Annotated in this window: 22 protein-coding genes and 1 tRNA gene; 12 read left to right on the top strand and 11 right to left on the bottom strand. The window is 68.3% G+C overall.

Annotated features, from left to right (window positions below; translation table 11 throughout):
• Positions 1–167: 167 nt before the first annotated feature.
• The 5 genes from Q0309_RS15180 to Q0309_RS15160 all read right to left on the bottom strand — a co-directional run bounded on the left by Q0309_RS15180 (position 168) and on the right by Q0309_RS15160 (position 4,171).
• Positions 168–557, bottom strand: a complete 390-nt coding sequence (locus tag Q0309_RS15180) for a response regulator (RefSeq protein WP_299442979.1) — start codon at positions 555–557, stop codon at positions 168–170.
• Positions 558–705: 148 nt separating this feature from the next.
• The gene (locus tag Q0309_RS15175; RefSeq protein WP_299442976.1) at positions 706–1,494 is read right to left on the bottom strand and encodes a hypothetical protein; all 789 of its coding nucleotides are present in this window, start codon (positions 1,492–1,494) and stop codon (positions 706–708) included.
• 160 nt (positions 1,495–1,654) lie between these two features.
• Positions 1,655–2,251: a DUF6468 domain-containing protein gene (locus Q0309_RS15170; protein ID WP_299442972.1), complete on the bottom strand. Its 597-nt coding sequence runs from the start codon at positions 2,249–2,251 to the stop codon at positions 1,655–1,657.
• 73 nt (positions 2,252–2,324) lie between these two features.
• Complete coding sequence (gene fliM, locus Q0309_RS15165; protein ID WP_299442969.1) at positions 2,325–3,521, bottom strand: flagellar motor switch protein FliM; 1,197 nt, start codon at positions 3,519–3,521, stop codon at positions 2,325–2,327.
• Between the two features lie 62 nt (positions 3,522–3,583).
• Positions 3,584–4,171, bottom strand: a complete 588-nt coding sequence (locus tag Q0309_RS15160; protein WP_299442966.1) for a flagellar basal body-associated FliL family protein — start codon at positions 4,169–4,171, stop codon at positions 3,584–3,586.
• 404 nt (positions 4,172–4,575) lie between these two features.
• Here Q0309_RS15160 and flgF point away from each other — a divergent pair, with 404 nt between their 5' ends.
• The 9 genes from flgF (at position 4,576) to Q0309_RS15115 (ending at position 13,232) form a co-directional block, all read left to right on the top strand.
• Positions 4,576–5,319: a flagellar basal-body rod protein FlgF gene (flgF, locus tag Q0309_RS15155; RefSeq protein WP_299442963.1), complete on the top strand. Its 744-nt coding sequence runs from the start codon at positions 4,576–4,578 to the stop codon at positions 5,317–5,319.
• Between the two features lie 20 nt (positions 5,320–5,339).
• Positions 5,340–6,125 (top strand): flagellar basal-body rod protein FlgG, encoded by a 786-nt coding sequence (flgG, locus tag Q0309_RS15150; protein ID WP_299442960.1) that lies wholly within the window; start codon positions 5,340–5,342, stop codon positions 6,123–6,125.
• 50 nt (positions 6,126–6,175) lie between these two features.
• A complete protein-coding gene (gene flgA, locus Q0309_RS15145; RefSeq protein WP_299442957.1) occupies positions 6,176–7,312 on the top strand; it encodes a flagellar basal body P-ring formation chaperone FlgA in 1,137 nt (378 codons plus the stop codon).
• A 96-nt stretch (positions 7,313–7,408) separates the two neighbouring features.
• Positions 7,409–8,170: a flagellar basal body L-ring protein FlgH gene (gene flgH / locus Q0309_RS15140; RefSeq protein WP_299443222.1), complete on the top strand. Its 762-nt coding sequence runs from the start codon at positions 7,409–7,411 to the stop codon at positions 8,168–8,170.
• A 222-nt stretch (positions 8,171–8,392) separates the two neighbouring features.
• A complete protein-coding gene (locus Q0309_RS15135; protein ID WP_299442954.1) occupies positions 8,393–9,880 on the top strand; it encodes an FAD-linked oxidase C-terminal domain-containing protein in 1,488 nt (495 codons plus the stop codon).
• A 22-nt stretch (positions 9,881–9,902) separates the two neighbouring features.
• Positions 9,903–11,150 (top strand): glycolate oxidase subunit GlcE, encoded by a 1,248-nt coding sequence (gene glcE / locus Q0309_RS15130; RefSeq protein ID WP_299442951.1) that lies wholly within the window; start codon positions 9,903–9,905, stop codon positions 11,148–11,150.
• A 3-nt stretch (positions 11,151–11,153) separates the two neighbouring features.
• Positions 11,154–12,434, top strand: coding sequence for a glycolate oxidase subunit GlcF (glcF, locus tag Q0309_RS15125; RefSeq protein WP_299442948.1), 1,281 nt, complete (start codon positions 11,154–11,156; stop codon positions 12,432–12,434).
• Between the two features lie 9 nt (positions 12,435–12,443).
• Positions 12,444–12,863, top strand: a complete 420-nt coding sequence (locus Q0309_RS15120) for a secondary thiamine-phosphate synthase enzyme YjbQ (protein ID WP_299442945.1) — start codon at positions 12,444–12,446, stop codon at positions 12,861–12,863.
• Positions 12,864–13,155: 292 nt separating this feature from the next.
• A tRNA-Pro gene (locus tag Q0309_RS15115) sits at positions 13,156–13,232 on the top strand.
• A 282-nt stretch (positions 13,233–13,514) separates the two neighbouring features.
• Here the strand turns inward: Q0309_RS15115 and Q0309_RS15110 are convergent.
• Together Q0309_RS15110 and Q0309_RS15105 are read right to left on the bottom strand one after the other, a co-directional pair.
• Complete coding sequence (locus Q0309_RS15110) at positions 13,515–14,033, bottom strand: NifB/NifX family molybdenum-iron cluster-binding protein (protein ID WP_299442941.1); 519 nt, start codon at positions 14,031–14,033, stop codon at positions 13,515–13,517.
• 125 nt (positions 14,034–14,158) lie between these two features.
• The gene (locus tag Q0309_RS15105; protein ID WP_299442938.1) at positions 14,159–14,641 is read right to left on the bottom strand and encodes a TspO/MBR family protein; all 483 of its coding nucleotides are present in this window, start codon (positions 14,639–14,641) and stop codon (positions 14,159–14,161) included.
• 209 nt (positions 14,642–14,850) lie between these two features.
• Between Q0309_RS15105 and Q0309_RS15100 the strand changes: the two genes are divergently transcribed.
• The 3 genes from Q0309_RS15100 to Q0309_RS15090 all read left to right on the top strand — a co-directional run bounded on the left by Q0309_RS15100 (position 14,851) and on the right by Q0309_RS15090 (position 17,743).
• Positions 14,851–15,501: an SCP2 sterol-binding domain-containing protein gene (locus tag Q0309_RS15100; protein ID WP_299442935.1), complete on the top strand. Its 651-nt coding sequence runs from the start codon at positions 14,851–14,853 to the stop codon at positions 15,499–15,501.
• Between the two features lie 28 nt (positions 15,502–15,529).
• Positions 15,530–16,513, top strand: a complete 984-nt coding sequence (locus Q0309_RS15095; RefSeq protein ID WP_299442932.1) for a peptidase U32 family protein — start codon at positions 15,530–15,532, stop codon at positions 16,511–16,513.
• 306 nt (positions 16,514–16,819) lie between these two features.
• Positions 16,820–17,743, top strand: a complete 924-nt coding sequence (locus Q0309_RS15090; protein WP_299442929.1) for a U32 family peptidase — start codon at positions 16,820–16,822, stop codon at positions 17,741–17,743.
• Between the two features lie 467 nt (positions 17,744–18,210).
• Here Q0309_RS15090 and Q0309_RS15085 read toward each other — a convergent pair whose 3' ends face one another.
• From Q0309_RS15085 to Q0309_RS15070, 4 genes are all read right to left on the bottom strand, one after another.
• Positions 18,211–19,890, bottom strand: coding sequence for a BCCT family transporter (locus Q0309_RS15085; RefSeq protein WP_299442926.1), 1,680 nt, complete (start codon positions 19,888–19,890; stop codon positions 18,211–18,213).
• Between the two features lie 210 nt (positions 19,891–20,100).
• Positions 20,101–20,913, bottom strand: a complete 813-nt coding sequence (locus tag Q0309_RS15080; RefSeq protein WP_299442923.1) for a universal stress protein — start codon at positions 20,911–20,913, stop codon at positions 20,101–20,103.
• Positions 20,910–22,637 carry a cation:proton antiporter family protein gene (locus Q0309_RS15075; RefSeq protein ID WP_299442920.1) on the bottom strand — a complete coding sequence of 576 codons (1,728 nt, stop codon included), beginning with the start codon at positions 22,635–22,637 and terminating at the stop codon, positions 20,910–20,912. The genes Q0309_RS15080 and Q0309_RS15075 overlap by 4 nt, the downstream gene beginning before the upstream one ends.
• A 191-nt stretch (positions 22,638–22,828) precedes the next feature.
• The gene (locus tag Q0309_RS15070) at positions 22,829–24,304 is read right to left on the bottom strand and encodes a pyruvate kinase (RefSeq protein ID WP_299442917.1); all 1,476 of its coding nucleotides are present in this window, start codon (positions 24,302–24,304) and stop codon (positions 22,829–22,831) included.
• Between the last annotated feature and the right edge of the window lie 371 nt (positions 24,305–24,675).

Below are 24,675 nucleotides of genomic sequence, written 5' to 3'. Positions count from 1 at the left end.
ATGGAGTCCGGCCGAGCCCGTCGGCCGGGTGATTGGCAGCGTGACACGAGAGACTGAACAAATGATTTATTGTTGGACACACGAACCGCGCCCAACGGTGCCGCGTCGCGCCCGAAACGGCCGCCCCGGACCATCAGGGGCCTGGCGTCGAGCCTTGACGCGGCGCGTCAGAAATCACCAAGCACGCTGACCATCTTCGACTTGAGGGTCTCGGCGTTGAACGGCTTGACGATGTAGTTGGAGACACCCGCTTCCTTGGCGGCGATCACGTTCTCGGACTTGGATTCCGCCGTGACCATGATGAAGGGCGTGCCTTTCAACTTCGCGTCGGCCCGCACCTCGCGCAGAAGCTGGAGGCCGGTCATCGGCTCCATGTTCCAGTCGGAGATGATGAGTCCGTATTCGGTGCCGGACCGAAGCTGTTGCAGCGCCTGGCTGCCATCCATCGCCTCGTCGATGTTGTTGAAGCCAAGCTGGCGCAGCAGGTTCCGGATGATCCGGAGCATGGTCTTGTAGTCATCCACGATCAGGATGCGCATTTCGCTGTCGACGGCCATTTCTCTCCCCATTCTCGCACACGGCACCAACCCGTTCCAAACCAGCCCGCGTACCCTCGAGGCTACTTATAAGATGCCCACGCGCTGGTGCAAGTCCCGTTTTCGGCCAAGGACTTCGTCTATCCTTTTTGGCCGGTCTGGCCCCGCCTTATTGCAGGGCCGCCTCCTGATTCGCCGCGAACGGATCGGTACCCGGCAGGGCGCGGCGCCGGGCCAACTCGGTCGTGACTTCCTTGGCCCTGGCCGGCGACATCTCGGCCAGAATGGCGGCGGAACTGCGCTCTTTCATGGTTTCGATGACGCGCAGCAGGATCGGCATTTCCAGGTCGTTGAAGATGCGGGCGGCGTCGGCCGGTTTCATGGTGGCGTAGATGCTGACCAGCTGATCGATGCGCGCCTGTTCCTGCTCGGAATGCTCGCCCAGCAAATCCTGGATCACCGATTCGAGATTCTTCAGCTCCTGGATGCGGGTTTCGATGCGCCGTTCGGCTGCCTGCAGCAGGGCCTCGCGGTCGGTCAACTCGCGCTCCATGGCGTCCAGTTCCTCGCGGCGTTCGGCGAGGCGCTGCAACAGGTTGATCTCGGACTGCGTGAACCCCGGGGGCGCCGTGCCGGCGACGGCCTCGGCCGCCATGTCCGGGGCGCCGCCGGTCGGCGGCGGCGGTGCGCCGCCAGGTGTCACCTGGCCGGTCGGTTCCGCCTCCGGCCCGACCCGAGGCGGCTCGGCGGCGGTGGCTTCGACGGCCATGGCCTGGGTCTGGCCCACCTGGACCGACGCGCCCCAGCCGTTGATGTCCTCGTAGAGTGTGCCGACTCGCACGGAGAGCATGAGAACACCAGCGACGATCACGAGGTGCAGGACGCCCACCCGTGGCGACGCTTTCCGCCGTGTCCGCTGGCCCTTTCGCGCGGTGGTTTTGGCCCTGGTCTTGGGCATCCCGATACCTTCCTTCTGCCCTTCTGCGGTCCCCCGGACGCGCCATGCGCGCCGCCGCGTGTGCGCAGTACAGCAGAGACCCGTTAAGAAACCAGAAAAGCGGCCACGGTCGGAGCGCCGCGGTCTCGGGCGGGACCGCGAAGACACGAACGTCGGCCGATCACCGCGCGGATTGCAGCGCCCGCAGGAGTTCCCGTTCCGCTTCGGAGCGTTCGTCCTCAATGAAGAACTGGTCGTCGCCGTCATCGGAGACCGTCGACGCGGCCGCCGTCGCGGCGGGTGGCGGCGCGGCGGCGCGCACCGGGCGACGCCCCGGCACCGGCGGTGGGGCCGGAACGCCGCCCCCCGGCGCGGATGCCCGGCCGGCGGACGCACCCGGCGCGTGGGAGCGCGCGCCCAGGCTGGAGGGCGCGGGCGCGCTGTCCGGCGCGCGGGCGCGGCGGCCCTGCACGCCGTCTTCCAGCTTGCCGAGCGCCGTGTCGGCGCGATCGACCATGAAGGCGAGGTCGTCGCGCAGGGTTTGGGCCTTTTCCACGCGGTCCTGCAAACCGCGACTGGCGTCGTCGGCCGCCTTGCGTAGCTTCGGAATGCCCGATTCGGCGCGTTGCGTCGCCTCGTTGAACTCGGAAATGAGCCGCGCCAGTTCATCCCGATTGCGGCGCAGATCGGCCAGTCGCCCGTTCAGGATCCAGGCGAACACGATGGTCGGGACAAGCAACGCCACGATGATGACGTCGAGAAGGAAGCTGAAGGACATGGGCGCCTCTGCGCTGCCATGGCGAGCGGGGCCGGGGATCCGGCGGCCGCGACCATGGTCGGTCTGCCGGACGTTACGCGGGCGAAGCTTTCTGCCAAGCCTTGCGATCGACGCGGATGGCAATGTTGTTGCCGCGTCGCCCCATGCGGCCGGCGAACATGGGCACGTCGCCGCAACGAAGGACCACGGTCGAATCGGGCGTGGCGTTGAACATGATCTGAGAGCCGACCTCGAGCCGAAGAATATGGCGCAGCGGCAGTTCGACCTCGTCGAGGATGGCTTCCATCTGGACCTCGGTGAACCACATCTCCTCGGCCAGGTGGGTTTCCCAGATGGAGTCGCGCCCGAACTTCTCGCCCATGAACATCTGCAACAGCAGTTCGCGCACGGGCTCAAGGGTGGCATACGGGATCAACAGTTCCAGGCGACCGCCGCGATCCTCCATGTCGATGCGCAGCTTGGCGACGATGGCCGCGTTGGCGGGGCGCGAGATGGTGGCGAAGCGCGGGTTGGTCTCCAGGCGTTCGAACCGGAAGGTGACCGGTGACAGCGGGTCGAACGCCGCCGACAGATCGGCCAGGACCACATGCACCAAGCGCTCGACCAGGTTGCGCTCGATGGTCGTGTACGGCCGCCCCTCGATCCGCATGGCCGCCGTGCCGCGCCGGCCGCCCAGCAGGACGTCGACGATGGAATAGATCATGGAAGAGTCGATGGTCAGTAGGCCGGAGTTGTCCCACTCCTCGGCCTTGAACACGGACAGCATCGCCGGCAGCGGAATCGAGTTCAGGTAGTCGCCGAAGCGCAGAGACAAAATGTTGTCGAGCGAGACCTCGACGTTGTCCGACGTGAAGTTGCGCAAGCTGGTCGACATCATGCGCACCAGCCGGTCGAACACCACCTCCAACATCGGCAGGCGTTCGTACGAGACCAGCGCGCTGTTCAGGATGGCCTGGATACCGGACTTGTCGCTGCCGATCTCCTCGGACTCGTCGAAGCCGAGCAGACTGTCGATTTCGTCCTGGTTCAGGACCCGGGTGCTTTCCCGGCCCGCGACGCTGGAGGCAACCTCGCCGTCCTCACCGTTGTCGCCGAGCATGGCCTCCCATTCGGCGGCCATGGCGTCAGCATTGCCATCTTCGCCGTCGCCCCCGCCACCGCTCCCGCCGCCGGCACCACCATCTTCGTCCACCATGTTGGCCCATTCGGCCATCATGGCTTCCTCGTCTTCCTGTGAAACCTCGCGGCCCGGTTCGTCGGAGGGGGTCATGTCAGCCGTATCCTCGGGTCTCGGGGGCGTCTTGTCCGCCGGCGCCGCCGCCGGCGGTTCGCCTACTGCACCAGCATTTCCTTGAACAGAACGGCATTGACGCGGGCCGGTCGCACCGCGTTGCCGACCCGCCGCAACAACTCCTCGCGCACGCGATAGATGCCGGCGGCGCCCTGCAAATCCTCGATCCGCAACTCGCGCAGGAAGACCTGGAAGTTGTCGATCACGCGCGGCATGACTGCCTCGACCGTCGCAACATCCGCCTGGCTGGCGAGTTCCAGGCTCACGCGGACTTTCAGGAAGTGCGACTTGCGGCCGCCGGCGTTCAGATCCACGACCATCTCGGGCAGGTCGTAGAACACGGTTTGTCCGAGGACCCCGGCACCGTCCCCACCTTCGCCGCCATGACCGCCACCGCCGTTGCCGCCGTGCGCGTCGCCGGCCGCGTGCGTTTCATCGCCGCCGCCGGTGACCATGTTCATGACCGGATCGAGCAGCCCCGTGAAGAACGCGCCGGCGGCCCCGCCGACCACCAGCAGAACCGGCAGAATGAACAGCAGGAGTTTCTTTTTGCCGCCGCCGCCCTTTCGTCCCTCTTCCTGGAAACTGTCGTCGGCGGCGTCGTAGTCTTCTTCAAGGTCGTCGGCCATGGGCTCGGCAATCCGTGGCGGGGTCGAAGGGGCGCGGACCAGACGCGGGCGGATCGTGTCGGGGTCCGTGGACCCGGCCGGGCCGCCCCGGTCTCGCGACGCCACGGCCACCGCGTCCGACGCGCGGCACAGTGGCGATCTGGCGTACCGCGAAGCGTAGGCGGCACTCCTTAAAAATTCGTTCAGCGCGAAGGGACTCTGGGCGCGGCGCCGCATCGTGCCCGGCAAGAACTGCCCGGCAATGAGCACCCCGGTTCCCCAAGCACGCACCCCGGACAGGCGCGCCAAAGGCGCCCTCCGGGAGCCAATACCGGACCCGGGACGGCTGGCACGCGGCCTGCATGGTTGCGGCCGGGATCCGCCTGCGGTGGAGATCCCTCGTTGTTCCGCGAATGGTCGAGCCCATGCAAACGCCGTCTTACATCGCCCTGTCCCGCCAAACCGCCCTGTGGCGGCAGATGGACGTCGTGGCCAACAACATCGCCAACATGAACACGCCCGGCTACAAGTCGGAGGCGACGCTGTTCACACAGTACCTGGCGCGCTCACGCGGGATCGAGAGCCCGTCGCCGGACAGGCTGTCCTACACGCTGGATTACGGCACGGTCCGCGACATGTCGGAAGGGCCGATGACCCACACCGGGAACCCGCTGGACGTGGCCATCAGCGGGCAGGGTTATCTGGAGGTCGAGACCGACTTCGGGCGCTTCTTCACCCGCAATGGACGGTTGATGCTGGATCAGGACGGCATGATCGTGACCAGTTCCGGGCACCCGGTGATGAGCGCCGACGACACGCCGTTCTTCATCGCGCCCAACGAAACGGACATCACCATCTCGCGCGACGGCACGGTGTCGACCGAAAACGGCGCCATCGGCCGGCTGCGCGTGGTGGAATTCGAGGACCCGGAGCGCTTGCGCCGGGTCGAGGCCGGCCTTCTGGATGCCGATGACCAGGAACCTCAAGAGGTCGAGGTCGTCGCCCTCCAGCAGGGAATGCTCGAAGGCTCGAACGTCCAGGGAATGGAACAGATCACGCACATGATCGAGGTCCACAGGGCCTATGAATCGGTGCAACAGATGATCGAGTCAGAATCGGAGCGGCAGCGGAGGGCCATCTCGGTCCTGTCCGGCGCCAAGAACGCATAAGAGGCGGAGCGGAGGAGAACATGCGCGCGCTCAACATCGGTGCGACCGGAATGCTGGCGCAACAACAGAATGTTGAAGTCATCTCGAACAACATCGCCAACATGAACACGACGGCCTATTCGCGCCGTCGCACCGAGTTCCATGACCTGCTGTACCAGTCGCTGCGCCGCGCCGGCTCCACCTCCTCCGACGCGGGCGACATCGTGCCGGCGGGTGTGCAGGTGGGCCTGGGCGTGAAAACCGCCGCCGTCTACCGGATCACCGAGCAAGGCAGCATGTTGAGCACCGACAACAGCCTCGACATGGCCATCCAGGGCAAGGGCTATTTCCAGATCGACCTGCCGACCGGCGAAACCGGCTACACCCGCGATGGGTCGTTCCAGCTCAACCCCGACGGCGAGGTGGTCACCCACGACGGCTACAAGGTGCAGGGCATCCAGGCCATTCCGAACGAGGCGGTCAGCATCACCGTCAATGCGTCGGGCGAGGTGCTCTACAAGCTGGACGGCCAGAACGCCTTGCAGAACGCCGGCCAGATCCAGCTCGCCATCTTCCCGAACGAGGCCGGCCTCAACCCCGAGGGCGACAACCTGTTCACCGAGACCGAGGCCTCCGGCGGGCCGACGGCCAACAACCCGGGTCAGCCCGGCTACGGCACGGTGCTGCAAGGGTTCCTCGAATCGTCGAACGTCGACACGGTGGCCGAGATCACCGAACTGATCAGCGCCCAGCGGGCGTACGAGATGAACTCCAAGGTCATCAGCACGGCGGACGAAATGATGTCCACCGTCTCGCGGATGAAATAGGGGGATCTGACAACCGGCCGGGCGCGCGGCGTCCGGCGGGAGGGAATGCGATGCTGCGGTCCGTTTTCCAAGTCGTCGGTGCGGGTGCCCTGGCCCTGGCTTTTCTGGTGCCGGGCGCGGGCATGGCCAACGAGGTGGCCCTGCCCACCACGGAAGCGACGTCGCCAGCCGAGGGCGCGGCGTCGGGGCCCGCCGATATCTCGGCGCTCGCCGAAGCCCTGGTCGAGGCCGCCAACCGGCGCGGCACCGCCTCTGGTGTGCTGGCGTCGGTGCATGGGCTTCCCGGCGGCGGTCCCGCCCGCGCCGTGCTGCGGCCGGAATCGACCATCGAGCGGCCGTTCATCCATCTGGGCGACGTGTTCGGCGGGCTGTCCCGGGAGTTGTCGCAGGTTCCGGTTGGCCATGCCCCGGCGCCGGGCGAGCGCGTGGTGCTGGACGTCCACTACCTGAACGACCTGGCCGAGGAGTACGGCGTGCCGTGGACCGCCGCCAGCCGGTTCGTGCAGACCGTCGTGGCGCGGCGCGGCTACGAGATCGGCCGCGAAGAGGTTTTGCAGACACTGCGCCGTCATCTTGTTGCCGCCGGGATGCAGCCGGAGGCCGAGGTCGAAGTGAGCGCCCTCAACGTGCACGCGACCGTCGGCGCGCCGGAAGACGTGCGGATCGCCGTGCGCGATCTGTACTATGACGACCGGACGGGCCGCTTCAACGCGTTGCTCAACGTGCCCGCTGATGGTCCGAACGCCCGGCCGGTTCGCCTGACCGGGGCGGTGCATGTGTCCGTCGAGGTGCCTGTGCTGACCCGACCGCTGCGGCGGGGCATGATCGTGACCGCCGAGGATGTGCGCTGGGATTCCATGCGGCGCGGCGACCTGCGCCCCGACATCCTGCTCGATACAGAGGACCTGATCGGCAAGGCGGCGCGCCAGAACATTCAGTCCGGGCGGCCGGTCCGCGCCAACCAGGTGATTCCGCCCGAGGTCGTCTCCCGCAACGCGGCGGTGACGATGGTGCTGGAAACACCGTTCATGACGGTGACCGCGCGCGGGCGCGCGCTGGAGGACGGCGCCGTGGGCGATACCGTCCGGGTGGCCAACGTGGCCTCCAACAAGGAGGTTCTGGCCGAGGTCACAGGACGGAACACGGTCCGGGTCCGCCCGGACTCGATGACGGCCGGCGTGTATTGAGTCATCCGTGCGCTGAGAATTGAGTTCCTGCTGGCTTGGAGAAGGGTGATGTCCGTTCCGATCCGTTTCACCATGCCTCGGCCCGCCGCAGGGGCCATGCGCCGCATCGCGCGCGGCGTTGCCCTGGCCGGTGTCGCGGGACTGCTCGTCGGCGCGCTGGGCGGTTGCAACACCCTGCAGCGACTGTCCGAGGTGGGCGAGCCCCCGGCCATGAGCAACCTGGAGAACCCGACGCTGCGGCGCGACTACAAGCCCGTCAGTATGCCCATGCCGACGCCGGAGATCGCCCAGCCCAATCCGAACAGCCTGTGGCGGCCCGGCGCCCGTGCCTTCTTCAAGGACCAGCGCGCCAGCGAGGTGGGTGACATCCTGACGGTGGTGGTCGATATCGAGGGCGAACAGGCCAGCTTGGCGAACACCCTGGCGCGCGGCCGGAATGGCGAGGAAGGCGCCGGGGTCACGAGCTTCTTCGGCCTGGAAGGCGGCTTCAGCGACATCTTCCCCAACGAGGTCGATCCGTCGAACCTGGTCAACTTCGGGTCCAGCAGTGATCACGCCGGAAGCGGCACGATCGCGCGCTCGGAGACGGTCAACATCCGCCTCGCCGCCGTCGTGCTCCAGGTCCTGCCGAACGGCAACCTGGTGATTGCCGGACGCCAGGAGGTGCGGGTCAGCGGTGAACTGCGCGAACTGACCGTGACCGGCGTGATCCGGCCGCAGGACGTGCGATCCGACAATACGATCGCCTGGGACAAGATCGCCGAGGCGCGGATTTCCTACGGCGGCCGGGGGACGGTCACCGACATGACCGAGCCGCGCTACGGCCAGCAGATCTACGATATCCTGTTCCCGTTCTGACGCGCCGGACACTTGAGCGACACCAATTTGACAAGCGCCGGTGCGTCAGCGCCGGCGCTTCTTTTCTCATGAAACCCGACGCGTCGGCCCCGGCACCGCGAGGCCGCGGACAACCCAAGACGCGATTCCCATTGAAACCTCCGCCCGGGCAGAATAGATGGCATCGGGTGTCCTGCCGGTTCGGCACCCCGGGCCGGCCGACCTCTGGCGTGAGGAAAGCCCATGCGGATGCCGGAGCCGGATGCCGGCGTCATCGCCCGGCGCGTGGCGATCGCCCGGGACCTGCAACGACTCGTGCCCGGCGAAGGCGTGATCGTCGACGAGGACGCCCTGCGGGCCTATGAGTGCGACGCCCTGTCGGCCTATCGCCAGCCGCCGCTGATTGTCGTGTTGCCCTCGACGACCGAGCAGGTCTCGACGGTGCTGCGCTACTGCCACGAGAACGGGGTCAAGATCGTGCCCCGGGGCGCGGGCACGTCGCTGTCGGGCGGTGCCCTGCCGCTGGCCGACGCGGTCACGCTCGGCCTGGGCAAGTTCAACCGCATCCTCGATATCGACATCTCGAACCGCTGCGTGGTCGCCCAGCCCGGCGTGACCAACCTGGCCATCACCACCGCCGTGCAGGACCAGGGGTTCTACTACGCGCCCGACCCGTCCAGCCAGATCGCCTGTTCCATCGGCGGCAACGTGGCCGAGAACGCCGGCGGCGTGCATTGCCTGAAGTACGGCCTGACCACCAACAACCTGCTGGGCGTCGAAATGCTGCTGATGACGGGCGAGGTGGTCCGCCTGGGCGGCAAGCACCTGGACCCCGGCGGCTATGACCTGATGGGGGTGGTGACGGGCTCGGAGGGGCTGCTGGGTGTGATCACCGAGGTCACGGTGCGCATCCTGCGGGCGCCGGAGACCGCGCGCGCCGTGCTGATGGGCTTTCCCGACACCGAATCGGCCGCCGCCACTGTGGCCGAGATCATCGCCCGGGGGATCATTCCGGCCGGGCTGGAGATGATGGACAAGCCGGCCATTCACGCCGCCGAGGATTTCGTCCACGCCGACTATCCGCTGGACGTGGCGGCGCTGCTGATCTGCGAACTGGACGGCCCGGAGGCCGAGGTCACCCACCTGATCGCGCGCGTCGAGGCCCTCGCCACGGGCAATGGCGCCACCTCGCTGCGGGTCTCCACCAGCGACGCCGAACGGGCGCTGTTCTGGGCCGGGCGCAAGGCCGCGTTTCCGGCCGTGGGGCGCATCTCGCCGGACTACTTCTGCATGGACGGCACCATTCCGCGCCATGCTTTGCCGGCCGTGCTGACGCGCATGGCGGAGATGTCCACCCGCTACGGCCTGCGGTGCGCCAACGTGTTCCACGCCGGGGACGGCAACCTGCACCCGCTGATCCTGTTCGACGCCAACGTGCCGGACGAACTGGAGCGGGCCGAGGCCTTCGGCGCCGAGATCCTGAAACTCTGCGTCGAGGTGGGCGGCGTGCTGACCGGCGAACACGGCGTTGGCGTCGAGAAGCGCGACCTGATGGGCACGATGTTCAACGAAATCGACCTGGCCCACCAGCAGCGCCTGAAATGCGCCTTCGATCCCGGCCAGTTCCTCAATCCCGGCAAGGTGTTCCCGACCCTGCATCGTTGCGCGGAACTGGGCCGGATGCAGATTTCGGGCGGATCGATGCCGTTCCCCGACATTCCGCGATTCTGACCGCGATCGGACACGCTTTCCCATGACCCAGACGTACCGTCCAGACACGCCCGAGCAGGTCGCGGAGTTGATCACCTGGGCCGTGGCCGAGGCGACGCCGCTCGACCTGATCGGCCATGGCACCAAGGCGGACATCGGCCGGCCGTCGAACACCGCGCATCGCCTCGACCTGAGCGGGATCGCCGGCATCGTCGACTATGCGCCCAACGAGCTGGTGATGACCGCGCGAGCGGGAACGCCTCTGTCGGAGATCCGGACGGCGCTGGACGAGGCCGGCCAGATGCTCGCGTTCGAGCCGCCGGACTGGCGCGCCCTGCTGGGCCAGCCCGATGGACCGGATGATCCGCCGGGCACGCTGGGCGGACTGGTGGCCACCAACCTGTCGGGACCGCGCCGGCTGTCGGCGGGTGCGGCGCGCGACCACGTGCTGGGCGTCCAGGGCGTCTCCGGGCGCGGCGAGCCGTTCAAGTCGGGCGGCCGGGTGGTCAAGAATGTCACCGGCTTCGATCTGTCGAAGCTGATGACCGGGTCGTTCGGCACCCTGGCGGCCCTGACCGAGCTATCGCTGAAGGTGGTGCCGCGTCCGGAGGAAACCCGCACCGTCCTGATCCACGGCGCCACCGACCCCGCGGCGATGGAGGTGATGTCGCTGGGCCTGCGCTCGCCGCACGAGGTCTCGGGCGCCTGCCACCTGCCGGCCGACGTGGCCGCGCGCTCGGCCGTCCCGGGCATTCGCGAGGCCGCGCGCGGCGTGACGGCCTTGCGGGTGGAGGGGCCGGAGCCCTCGGTCGTCTGGCGCCGCGATGCCTTGCGCAACGAACTGGCCGGATGGGGACCGACCGACGCCCTGGACGGCCCGGACAGCGCCACGCTCTGGCGCGAGGTGCGCGACGCCCGGCTGATCGCCGATCCGCCCGAGGCGCAGGTCTGGCGCCTGTCGGTGCCGCCGATGAGCGGCGCGCGGGTGGTGCGGGCGGTCGAGCAGGCGGCGCCGGGCGCGGTGCTGTCGGTGCTGTTCGACTGGGGCGGCGGGCTGGTGTGGCTGGCCCTGGCGCCGGCCCCGGACGCCCACGTCTCGGCCGTGCGCGCGGCGGTCGAGCATCACGGCGGCGGTCACGCCACGCTGATCCGGGCCGGCCGCGATGCGCGGGCGCGCGCTGCGGGGTTCCATCCGTCGCCGCCGGCGCTGGAGGCCCTCTCCCGCCGGGTCAAGGAGAGCTTCGATCCCGCCGGCATTCTCGGCCCGGGCCGCATGGCGGAGGGACGCTGACCCATGCAGACCAATTTCTCCGCCGCGCGGTTGGAACAGGACCGGATGGTCCAACAGGCCAACGACATCCTGCGCACCTGTGTTCATTGCGGGTTCTGCACCGCGACCTGCCCGACCTATGTCCTGTTGGGCGATGAACTGGACAGCCCGCGCGGCCGCATCTACCTGCTGAAGGACATGCTGGAGCACGACAAGCCGGCCAGCGAGACGGTGGTGCGGCACATCGACCGCTGCCTGACCTGCCAGTCGTGCATGACCACCTGCCCGTCGGGCGTCGACTACGTCCACCTGCTGGAGCAGGGGCGGGCGCACATCGAACGGACCTACCGGCGGCCGTGGGCGGACCGCCTGCTGCGCGACGTGCTGGGCGCCATCGTTCCCCACACCGGCCGCTTCCGCTGGGCCATGCTGGCGGGCTGGCTGGGCCGGCCGCTGGCGTGGGCGGTGCCGGGGCGGTTCGGCGCCATGGCCGGCATGGCGCGGCGGCGCCCGGCGCTGCGCTCGGCGATCGACCGCCCCCAGGTCATCCCGCCCGAGGGCGCGACCCGCCTGCGCGTCGCCCTGATGCGCAACTGCGTGCAGCCGGCGCTGGACCCGGAGATCGACACCGCCACGGTGCGCCTGCTGCGCCGGCACGGCTGCGAGGTCGTCATCGCCGAGGGGCAGGGCTGTTGCGGCGCCGCCGTTCACCACATGGGCCGCGAGGAGGAGGCCAAGGCCTTCGCCCGCGCCAATGTGCGCGCCTGGACCGCCGCCGGGGTGGATCGGGTGGTGATCAACGTCTCCGGCTGCGGCACGACGGTGAAGGACTACGGACATCTGCTGGCCGACGACCCGGAGCTGGCCGAGGCCGCGCGGGCCATCGGCGAAAAGACCGTGGACGTGACCGAGCTTCTGACCGACCTCGGCCTGGTGGACGCGGTCCTGGAGCCGGGCCTGACCGTGGCCTATCACGCCGCCTGCTCGCTGCAGCACGGCCAGCAGATCAAGGACCCGCCGAAGGCCCTGTTGCAGGCGGCCGGCTATCGCGTGGTGACCCCGACGGACCCGCACCTGTGCTGCGGCTCGGCCGGCACCTATTCCATCACCCAGCCGGCCCTGGCCGGCGCGCTGCGGGCGCGCAAGGCGGAGACCCTGCACGCCTTGCGGCCCGACGTCATCGCCTCGGGCAACATCGGCTGCCTGACCCACCTGGAGGCCGAGACCGGCGTGCCGCTGGTCCACACCGTGCAATTGCTCGACTGGGCCACGGGCGGGCCGAGGCCGCGCCGGATCGGACCATAAGGGGGCGCCATGCGCCAGCACCACGACACCCTGAGCTTTCCGACGCGCGGCACCGGCTTCGTCGAGATCACCCGGGACGTCGCCCGGTTCGTGGCCGACAGCGGCATCGGCGACGGCCTGCTGACCCTGTTGCTTCAGCACACCTCGGCCGGGTTGACGATCACCGAGAACGCCGATCCGGACGTGCTCGCCGACCTGACCGACCGGCTGGCGGTGCTGGCGCCGCGCGACCCGTCGCTGTACCGCCACGGCACCGAGGGGCCGGACGACATGCCGGCGCACGTCCGCACCCTGTTGACCAACGTGCAACTGTCCATTCCGGTGCGCGACGGCCGCATGGTCCTGGGCACCTGGCAAGGCGTGTTCGTGGTCGAGCACCGGGCACGCGGCGGCCGACGGCAGGTGGCGGCGCACCTGATCGGGGAATGAGCCGGCGCACCGTCGAGGTCGCCCAGCTTTTTTTGTGCCAAAGACACGTGAAGATGTCTGGATTTCATAGCACAAAAAATGTCCGCTGCTGATGGTGGGGTTGTGGGCGGGGTGGAGCGCCGTCCACAGATCGGGCCGTCCCGACCTCCGGTAGCGTCCGATCCCTCCGGTCGGGACCCTTTCAAAAAACCGGACATATCATCTGCGACGGACACCCTGCGCGATCGCATCTTGCGTGGCCCGGTCGGAAGCCCTATACAGGCCGTCCCGATCGGGACGGAACAGCGACGGCCGGAGTGTAGCTCAGCCTGGTAGAGCACTGTCTTCGGGAGGCAGGGGCCGCAGGTTCGAATCCTGCCACTCCGACCAAAGAAAACCCCGTCAGGTCAATGACTTGGCGGGGTTTTTCGTGCCCGTGGGACGGTGCGTGCCGGCGCCGCAACAATAAGCCACCCACAGCGATATGCGGCGCGACGCCGATATCTTTGGCCGCGACCGCGAAAGCCCTCAAGGGCGAACGCGGTCGCACGTGCGGCTCGACCGCGACGATCAAGGCCCTGGCCCGGGCGCTCGACGTCGATGTGGACGATCTGATGTGGTGCGGGCTGTCTTTCGGGTCGGAGACAGGATCAAGTTGGTGTCCGGATCAGGTTAGTGCCCGGCCGAACGCGCGGCGGCAGGACCGCGCCTTTTGCCGCCCCCGCCCTGCCCATGGCCATGCCCGTGACCATGCCCGTGACCATGCCCGCCGCAGCACTGGCCGTGCCCGTGGCCATGGTCATGATGCTCGTGGTCATGGTCATGATGGTCATGGCCGCAGGCGCAGTCGTGCGACCCGGCGCCGGACACATCCACCCGGCCCTCGGCGATCCCCTTCAGCACGCTGGCCGGGTCGGTGTCCTCGGGGCTGAGCACCACCCGCACGCCGCGCTTGGCCATGCGCTGAATGAACTCGGCACCGCATTCCTTGGTCACGAGAACGTCCAGGACGTCCAGGGGGTGCGGTCCCGCCTGGTGGAACTCGTGCATGGCCATCTCGGGCGGCAGGTCGAGGCGGTCCTGTTCCGTCGCCGTGCCGTCCTCGGCCAGATCGAACACCAGGAACCGGTGGGTGCGGCCGGCATGGCCGGTGATGGTCTTGAAATTCAGGCTGGTGAAACCGATACGCATGGGATCCTCCGCGACTCGCAACGGGCGCCGCCGGTGGGCGGCCGGGCATCTGCACGGTGTAACGCCCCTGGCCGCGGCAGGACATAACAATTCGCAATCGCAGGATGGACGCGAGGCATCGCGATTCAGCCCGCCTCCGCCGCTCGGTTCAGGCGCCAGACCGACAGGTTCAGGGCGCTGGCGAAGGTGACCCAGGCCAGGTACGGCACCAGAAGCAACCCGGTCCACGGCGACACCTGGAAGAACAGCAGCGTGGTCACCAGCACCGCCCCCCACAGGGCCGCCACCACCGCGAACCCGGCCCCCATGCGCCGCAGGCCGAAGAACACCGGTGACCACAGCGCGTTCAACCCGAGTTGCACGGCGTAGGCGATCAGGGCCGCCGTGCCGACCGTCCCCTCGCCGAAATGCCAGACAAGAAAGGCAGCCGCCGTCATCAGGGTGTACATGACCGTCCAGGCCGGCGCGAACAGCCGGTTGGGCGGCACCCAGGCCGGCTTGCGCAGGCCGGCGTACCACGCGCCGGGACGGAACACCGCCCCCATTGACGCGGCGGCGAGGCTCCCCGCCACCAGGACGGCAAACACAAGAAGGGACTCGAACAGCATGGCGGGTCTCCCGGTACGGTCTGGATCGCCGGCGCGCGCGCCGGCGGTGGGGACAAGAGCCGCGATCCCCCGAAGGCCGCGGCGGGATCGAGCGCGACTCTTGCCCGGGCGGATTGACCGCATTATGACTGTGCGGTCAAGGTGCCCGGTGACGCCGCAAGGGTCCGGTGCCGTGCGTCCTCCCGTTCCGCCAGTCTGTCAGGTGCTCCATGCCACCCTCAGTGCGTACCTTCTCGCCCGGTCTTCTCGTTGGCATCCTGTTGCGTCCCGTGCCGCTGTCGGTGATGCGGACCCTGGCCCGCCCGGTGCTGGACGGCCTGGTCCGCGACATGGCGCCGCGCCTGCAGGACCGGCTGTCCGGGCTCACCGGACGGCTGGCCATCGTTCCGAACGGGCATCCGGTGGCCGTGGCGCTGGACATCGAGGACGGCGCCATCGCCATGGACCTGATCGAGGCCGACACGCGCGAGGACATGGGCGCGGTGGCCGCCGTGCGGGCACCGCTGGAGACCCTGACGGCCATGCTGGACACCGAGGGCATGGACGGCGATGCCTCGTTCTTCACCCGCGCGCTGACCATCGAGGGCGACACCAGTCTGGTGATGGCCCTGCGCTATGCGCTGGAGGACGCCGGCGCCGGAGTCGATGACGTCGCCCGCGCCTTCCCCTGGCCGCTCGGGTCCGCGCTGCCGCATGTCATGCGGGTCGGCCAGCGCGTCCACGCCGCCGCCAGCCGCGATCTGGCCACGGTGCAGGACGCCATCCTGGCGCCGCTACGCACCGAGCTGGCCCGCCAGGACGCGCGCATGTCCCGCATGGAAAGCCAGATGCAGCGCACCCAGCGCCGCCGAGCCAGTTAGTCGCAGTCGGAGTCGGAGAGGTCCCGCGATGAATGCTGTTCCCATGGAACTGGTCTGCCCCGCCGGCACGCCGGCCGCCCTGACCGCCGCCATCGAGGCGGGGGCGGATGCCGTCTACTTCGGTTTCCGCGACCGCACCAACGCCCGCAACTTTCCGGGCCTGAACTTCTCCGAGAAGGAACTGGCCGAGGGCATCCAGACCTGCAAGGCCAAGGGCGCCCGGCCCATGATCGCCATCAACACCTATCCCGACGCCGGCGACGACTCGCTGTGGCGGCGCAACGTCGATGTCTGCGCCGAGGCCGGGGCCGGCGCGGTGATCCTGTGCGACATGGGCCTGGCCGGCTATGCCGCCAAGCGCCACCCGGACCTGCGGCTGCATCTGTCGGTGCAGGCGTCGGCGTCCAATGCGCCGTCGGTGAAGTTCTACCGCGACGCCTTCAACATCCGCCGCGTCGTGCTGCCGCGCGTGCTGACGGTCGAGCAGATCGCCGCCCTGATCCGCGCCGTGCCAGACATGGAGACCGAGGTGTTCGTCTTCGGCGGCCTGTGCGTGATGGCCGAGGGGCGCTGTTCCATGTCCGGCTACGCCACCGGCATTTCGCCCAACAAGGACGGCGCGTGCTCGCCCGCCAGCCACGTGCGCTATGAGGAGCACGGCGAGATTATGACCTCGCGCCTGGGCAACTTCACCCTCAACCGCTTCGGCGCCGGCGAGCAGGCCGGCTATCCGACGCCGTGCAAGGGCCGCTACCGCGTGATGGGCCGCGAGATGCACCTGTTCGAGGACCCGTGCAGCCTCGACGCCACGCCGCTGCTGCCCGAGTTCGCCAAGGCCGGCGTGACCGCGTTGAAGGTCGAGGGCCGCCAGCGCGGCAAGGCCTACGTCGCCCAGGTGGTGAAAACCCTGAAGGCCGCCATCGCCGGCGAGGCCACCGACGCGGCGGCCTCGCGCCCGTTCATGGAGGGGGCGGCGGCCACCACGGGGGTGTACGCCGGCACTTGGCATTGATCGATGGCCGGGCCACGCCCCCTAAACGGTCCTCAAACGTGTTTCCCCGAAGCCGACACGCGCCGGCGGAGCGGGACAAGACCCCTCCCCAACCCTCCCCGTGAACGGGGAGGGAGTCCGGCCGGAGTCCACCGCCCGGACTCCTCCCCCATTCATGGGGGAGGCTGGGAGGGGGTTCAGGCGATGACCGCCGTCTTCGGTTGTGTGTGACGACGAGAACCCGCGCGGGAATGGATCATCGCCGTCGCGCCTTTTTTCAACACCCCGTGTGATCGAGGCACGGATCGAGAGAAACGGACCCGTCCCATGACCCAACCGTCCGCCCGCCTGACCCTTGGCCCGCTGCTGTACCACTGGACACCGGAGCGGCGCCGCGCGTTCTACAAGACCATCGCCGAGGACGGCCCCTACGACACCGTCGTGCTGGGCGAGACCGTCTGCTCCAAGCGCGACACGGCGCCCGTGCTCGAAGCCATGGCCGAGGCCGAGGTGATGCTGAAGGCGGCGGGCCGGCAGGTGATCCGCCCGACCATCGGCCTCGCGGTGACCGAGGAGGAGGTCGAGGCGCTGGAATCCGTGGCCCGCACCGCCAACGCCGGTGCCCTGATCGAGGCCAACGACGTCGGCGCCCTGGCGCTGCTGTCGCACCAGCCGCACCACATCGGCCCCATGGTCAACGTCTACAACCCGGCGACGCTGACCGCCCTGGTCGAGCGCGGCGCCACGTGTGTCACCCTGCCGTGGGAGCTGCCGCGCGACAACGTGCTGACCCTGGCCCGCACGGCCCGCGACCTGGGCGTCGAGTGCGGCGTGACCGTGTTCGGCCGCGCCCCGCTGGCCATCTCGGCGCGCTGCTACCACGCCCGCGCGCACGGCCTGACCAAGGCCACCTGCCGGCTGATCTGCGACCAGGACCCGGAGGGCATGGACGTCGACACCATCGACGGCGACCCGTTCATGGTGGTCAACGGCCTGCAGACCATGGCCTACGCCGTGACCCTGCTGGTGCGCGAGATCCCGGAGATGATCGAGGCCGGCGTGACCCAGGTCCGCGTCTCGCCGCTGGACATGGACATGGTGGCGGTGGGCCGCGTCTATGCCGACCTGCTGGCCGGCCGCGTCGGCGTCGACGAGGCCGAGGACCGCCTGCTCGACCTGCTGGAGGACCGCGAAGTGGCCAACGGCTTCTTCCACACCGCCCCCGGCGCCGATTGGGTCGCGGCGGAGTAGGGGGCGAGGCGTCGCCCCGTGAGCCGGTCGCGTATTGTCACGGGGCGCCCCCTTGCCGGGGCGCCCTGTTGCGTTGGGCGGGGAAGGAAGACGAAGGGCGGATGGGGGCCGGGAGGGGACGGGCAGGTCATTGAACCCGCGACATGGAAAGCTGCCGTTCCCGACAAGCCTCCGAAACACGGCGCCGGTCAGTGAACAGCCGATCCCCAAAACCGGCCTTCTGGCGCCGAACTGCGGCGTCCGGGCCTGGATCCGCCCGGCCCCCTCACCATCGCTGTGAATCGGCGATTGGGAACGGAGCCACCGAATGACCCATATCGCCACACCTGGGTTCGCGGTCGCTGGGCAGACGCGCTGAAAAGCGGCGCTGTTTCTGTTGTTTTCGAAGGGCGGCGCCCCACCCGCCCCGACGTGTCTATCGACCGCGACTATAGGGCAAATGGTGCCTTGGTTGGCCCCTTGGGTCGTCACGGCGCGTCCGGCGGGTCCGGCGTGTCTTTCGTGGCCAACGGCGGTGTTTCGGCGATGGTCGGGTGGACGTCTTCTTCGTATGCCCTGGCGGCCTCCCGTTCGGCTTCGCGCAGCAACAGCCATTCAATGCGCTCGGTCAGAACCTGCTCCCGCTGTTGGCGGGTCTCGATTTCATAGGACAGGTCCCGATACAGCGACGCGGCGATCATGATCATCAACAGCATGAACGGAAACGCGGCGATGATGGAGACCGTGCGCAGCCCCTCCAGGCCCCCTGTCGACAGCAACACGGCCACCATCAAAAGCTGAAGGCAGCCCCACAGGCCGCGAATGGACACAGCCGGGTTCAGGACGCCCTTTGACGTGAACATGCCCAGCACGAAGGTGGCCGAAACGGCCGATGTCAGCAGGAACAGCGCGACAAGGATGATCGCCGCGATGATCAGCAGGTTGCTGGCCGGGAACTGTTCAAGAAGAACGTAAAGGCCGGCGGGAACCTCCGCCGCGACCGCGTCCGCGATGCCGGTACTGTCCAACATTTCAAAGCGCAGCGCGGCGCCGCCAAAGGCCGAAAACCACAACATGCTCAGCGCGACGGGGACGAGCATGACGCCCAGCACGAACTCCCGGACAGTTCTGCCGCGTGAAATACGGGCGATGAAACTGCCGACGAACGGCGCCCAACTGAGACCCCATGCCCAGTAGAACATGGTCCATTGCTCGACCCATTGGCCGCCGGCATAGGGCGATGTCACCAGGCTCATCTGGATGACGTTGCCCAGATATTCGCCAAGGGTCTGGGTCATGACGCCAAAGATGAAGGACGTTGGCCCCAAAAACAGAACAACCAGCAACAAGAGCCCCGCAAGCACCATGTTGGCATTGCTGAGAACCCGCATGCCGCTTTCAAGGGACGTCATCACGAACAGAAGCAGAGCGCCCCCCAGCACCGCCACGATCAGCAATTGCGTCGACAGGGCGTACGGCACGTCCACAAGGCGCGACAGGCCGCTGTTCACCTGCAGCGCCCCCAGGCCAATGGTCGTGGCCACGCCGAACACGGTCGAGACCACGGTCAGGACGTCGATGGCCTTGCCCCACCCCGTATCCACACGATCTCCCAGAAGGGGACGAAAGGTCTCGCTGATCAGGCCGTGGCTCTGGTGGCGGAACCGCACGTAGGCGATGGCGAGCCCCACCAACGCGAAGTTCGCCCACTGATGAAGGCCCCAGTGGAAGAAGGCATAGCGCATGCCCGTCTGCGCCGCCTCAACGGTCCTTGGATCACCGATGCCCAGCGGCGGTTCGTTGAAATGCATCATGGGTTCCGCCACGCCCCAGAACACAAGGCCGACACCCATGCCGCCGGAAAAGATCATAGCCAGCCAGCTTGGAAAGGAGAACTCGGGCGGCTCATCCTGGGTGCCGAGCCGGATGGTGCCGATCCTGGACAACGCCAGATACAGCACGAAGACAACGAACCCCGTGGTCGCGATCAGGTACATCCAGCCGACGTTCTCGGCGGTCGCGCGCAGGATCGCCGCCGACGCCTGTTCCACCATGGTCGGAGCCAGGGCCGTGATCACCACGAAGACGGCCACGATCATCACCGAGGCATGAAAAACCGGACCGACGTCGCCAAGGAGTCGCGCGCTGAAACGGGGTAACGGTACCATGTCTGCTCCGCCGGGTTAGGGGCGTGGGGGCCTTGGAGGGATCGCCAGGGCCTTGTCGATGCGGCGGCCCGCGACAAGAGCGACCGACTGGCCCAAGGGCCGGTGAGATCGCACCGGCGCCACGACACGGCGTTGGGCCTTGATCCCGGCGAGCCAGCATCAAGACCGCCTGATACATCTGATACAAGAGGCGAGGGTCGTTCCAAGCCATCAAGGCGCCACGAGAATGTCGGCCCTGGCGCTCATCAGCGCATGGCCCGGCAGATCCTGTGCCAGCAGGAAGGACCAGCCCCGGCGTGGCCGTCCCAGCACGACCAAATCCGGTGTGTGCGTGGTCACCAGGGCGTCCAGCGTCGGCACCGGCGCCCCGCGTTCGCAGGTGAACCGGCCCCGATCGGCGAAGTTCGGCACGCGGGCCAGTCGGTCGCGAATGGGCCGCGCGAATGCGTCGAGCCCGCCCTCCGCCGGATCGACCATGTCGCTTGGCACGTCCACGGCGTGAAAGGCCACCACCCGCATGTCCGGATAGGCGTCCAGCGCAAAGGTCACGGCGCGCTCTGCCGGGTCCGTGTCGTCGAGGGCGACGACGGCCAGCCCATAGGGGCCTCGGTACGGCGTCTTCACCGTCAACACGGGAACATCGGCGCGCCGCACGACGCGTTGCGTCGTCGACGTCAGGAACTGATCCGACAGCCGCGTTTCCCGGCCCCCGCCCAGGACGATCAGGTTGCATCCGAAGGCGTGGGCGATGATTTCCTCGAAGTCGTGCCCGGGAACGACCTCGACCCGCCACGCCACGCCGGCGGACTCGGGCATGGCCTGAACCTGCTGATGCAGAAGGATCCGGACATCGTCGCGGATGTGCTTCAGGATCGGGGGTGGATAGGCGTCCTCGACCACATGCAGGACCACGACACTGCCGTGCGACGCGGCCGCCATGCGGAAGCCGCGCACCAGCGCCCGGTCGCCGCGCGCCGACAGGTCGGTGGCGACGAGGCAATGCAGGCCGGTCCCCTCCGTCATGACGCCACCTCCGGCGCGGCGGCCTCGGCCGCATGGCCCGCGCGCGCGTCGCCCAGCCGTTCCACGGCCCTGGTGGCCGCGTCGGCGAACGGCAGCAGAACGAGATCCGCGCCGTGGTCGCGGTAGAACGGCACCTCGGCCGCCGTCTGCGCAGTGACCGCGACGCGTCCGGGATAGCCCTGCGCCTTGAGGGTCTTGAGCATGACCAGGATGGAGTTGCCGCCGGCGGCGCCCTCGGGCCGCACGCGCCACGCGTTCACGATCCACTGGCCGTGCTGCACCGGCAGGTCCTTGAGGAACTCAGGGTCCGTGGCGTCGCCGAACAGCACGGGGTAGTCCCGGTGCGGGCCGTCGCGCATGGCGCTTGGGTCGAAATCGATCCCCAGCACCGACCATCCCTGCTGGCGCAGTCCGTGCGCGATGTTGCTGCCGAAGCGGCCCAGGCCGATGATGATGACATCGAAGCGGGCGTTTTCCGACAAGCGGTCCATCAGGGCCGCTTCCTGGGCCGGGTCGCGGCGTTCGAACATCCCCAGCAGGGGCTCCATACGCGCATAGAGCCACTGTGAATAGATGATCATGTAGGTGGACAGGCCGATGGTGATCAGCCCGACCAGGGTGATCAGCCCCACATGGTCCAGCCCGATGTGCCCCAGCGACAGGCCAAGAGCGGCGAAGATGAGCGAGAACTCGCTGATCTGGGCCACCGTCAGGCCGGCCAGGAAGCCGGTGCGCTTGCGATAGCCCAGCAGCCCCATCAGGATCAGCACGATCAGCGGGTTTCCGATCAACACGAACAGCGACAGCCAGAGGGCCGGCACCACCTGTTCGCCGATCAGGCCCATGTCCAGGCCGCTGCCCAGGTGGATGAAGAAGAACAGCAGCAGGAAATCGCGCAGGCTGACCAGGCGCGCCCCGATGGCCTCGCGGTAGTGCGTGGAGGCGAGGCTGACACCGGCCAGGAACGCGCCCATCTCCTTGCTGAAGCCCATGACCTCGCCGACCGAGGCCAGAACGACGGCCCAGGCCACCGCGAACAGCACCAGCAGTTCGGCGGACTCCGCCAGCCGGCGCAGGATCGGTTCGGCCAGCCAGCGCATGAAGGCGGCGACGACGGCCAGGAACAGCCCGCCCTTGACGACGATCATCAGCAGGGAGCTGATCAGGCCCGGATCGGTTGCCGTCGCCCCTTCCCGGGCGCCCATCGACGACAGCACGATCATGACCAGCACGACCACGATGTCCTGCACGATCAAAAACCCGAGCGCGATGCGGCCATGCAGGGCGTCGATCTCGCCTTTGTCGGACAGCAGCTTGACGATGATGATGGTCGACGAGAACGTCAGGGCGACGGCGATATACATGCTCGGCAGGGGCTCGAACCCCAGCCCCAGACACAGCACGAAGCCGATCACCGACGTGAACACGACCTGCCCGAGGCCGGTGATCAGGGCCACGCCGCCGACCGTGCGGATCAAGCCCAGGTCCAGCTTCAGGCCGACCACGAACAGCAACAGCGCGATGCCGAACTCGGCCAGCACGCGGATCTGTTCCTCGGACTGCACCAGGCCGAGCACGGAATGCCCTGCGAGAATACCGGCCGCGATGAACGAAACAATCAGGGGCTGGCGCAGAAGAAGGCCGACGGCTCCGATCAGCGTGGAAAACAGAAGAATGATCGAGAACTCGAGGAAAACGCTGCCGGACGGAATGAAATCGACCATGTCCTCGCCACTCCCCACGCGCACGCCGGGCCAGCCCGAAACACAACGCGAACCGGCCTGCCTCTGGACTTCCCTTGAGGGTACACCAATACAGCCCGGCCGGTCGGGCCGCCGTGGCCAAGTCTTGATCCTACCCGGGAGTCGGGCGTTTTGTCATCGAAAACCGGAAGGGCCGGGGGCGTTTCGCGCGCTCAGGTGGCGGGGTCTTGCCACGCCTGAAGGCGGGTAAGCTGGGGCGTCTTCTTGTCAAGGTGGCGCTCGGCGCGGTTCAGCACATCGCCCAGGGTGCGTACGCCATCGGCGACGAACGGACCCCGGTTCAACATGACGCATTCGGCGCGGGCACCCATCGCCGCGTCGGTGAACTCGCCCCGGCTGGCGACGCCGCTCTTGACGAGTTGCGCCAGGACCTCGGTGGCCCAGATCACCGGGATGTGCGCCGCCTCGCAGATCCAGAGGATCTCCTCCTGGACTTCCGAGAGCCGGGCGAACCCCACCTCCACGCCCAGGTCGCCGCGCGCCACCATCACCCCGAAGGGCACGCGCCCGGCCCCGTGGACGATGATTTCCGGCAAGTTGCGAAACGCCATGTCGGTTTCGATCTTGGCGATCAGGCCGATGGGACGCGGCGGCTTCGGCGCCTCGGCGACCGCCGCGAGCACATCGTCGATGTCCTGGGGGCGCTGGACGAAGGAGCAGCCGATCAGGTCCGCCAGTTCCAGAACGGTGGGCAAGGCGGCGCGGTCCGCCGCCGTCATGGAGGTTCCCGGCAAGGCCGTGCCGGGGAAGTTCAGGCCCTTCTGTTCCTTCGGCTTGGCGCCGCCGGGTTTGCTGCGGGTGATCCGCAGGTCGAGTCCGCCCGCGTCGGCCGCCTCGACGACGGCCCAGATCGTGCCATCGTCGATCGCCACCGTGGCGCCCGGCCGCACGGCGTCCAGCGCTTCGTCGAGTGTGCACGTGAAGCTGGGTGCCCCGTCGGCCGGATACGGACCGCCGACGCGGCGCAGCCGAACCCGGTCGCCGGCCTTGATGCGAACCCCTTTCGTGGCGTGCAGGTCGGCGGTCCGGATCTTGGGGCCGGCGAGATCCAGCAATACGCGCAGGTCGGCCCCCCTCTCACGGGCGACCGCGCGCGCGGTCTTCGCCATCTGGCGCCATGCCTCGGGGTCATCGCGGGCGCAGTTGATCCGCACCGCGTTCATGCCGAGGGCGATCAGCTCCCTGAGCCGCGCGGGGTCGGTGCCGAGTTCGGGCGACAGCGTGACCAGAATGCGGGTGAATCGCTCCGTGGGGCGGGGTCCGAACAGGGTCGCCGTGTTGGTGCGCAGGCGCGTCTCCGCTCCCTCGAACCCGGCGAGGATATCGGGATCGGGGTCCCGTCCGCCCAGGGTGGCCTTGATGGCGTCCAGGCTCTGAATGACGTGCCCCTCGCTGCGGCCCAGGGTCGAGAGGCCGCGACCGCGCAGCCGCCGCTGCAGATCGGTATGGTCGTGCGCGCGAAGGGCCAGATAGTGCGCCAGATTACGGGCCGAGGCCTCGAAGTCGGGTCGGTGCAGGAGCGGGGACCAGCGGGCGAGCGTACGCTCACCGACCGCTTCGACCTCCGCGCGAACGGTGGCAAGATCGGCGCGCAAGTGGTCGATGCTACCGTCGCCGTTCAAGATCATCTCCCCCCTCTGGGACACGGAGCGTCCAGCTTGCCTCGTTGCGGGCCGGTCACGGGTAGTCCATCAGAGCCCGTAGGGTGCGTCTGACCGCCGCGAACGCGGCGGGCGACGCACCGCCTCGCGGCCGTCGCGGCCACCTGGTGCGTCGTCGGCGGCGTCGCCGCCTCCAGACGCACCCTACGACGGCTGCGAACAGGATCATGACTCGTCATTGCGAACCCTCGTCGGAAGACGAGGGTGAAGCAATCCAGGGCGTTGGGCGCCAGTATTCGCTCTGGATTGCTTCGTCGCTGCGCTCCTCGCAATGACGTGCATAAGCCCGTAGGGTGCGTCTGACCGCCGCGAACGCGGCGGGCGACGCACCGCCTCGC

Origin of the sequence: uncultured Rhodospira sp. (assembly GCF_937138205.1) — a bacterium.
Lineage (GTDB): Bacteria > Pseudomonadota > Alphaproteobacteria > Rhodospirillales > Rhodospirillaceae > Rhodospira.
The sequence above is the reverse complement of the archived record's forward strand: the minus strand, read 5'-3'. Positions and strand labels throughout refer to the sequence as shown.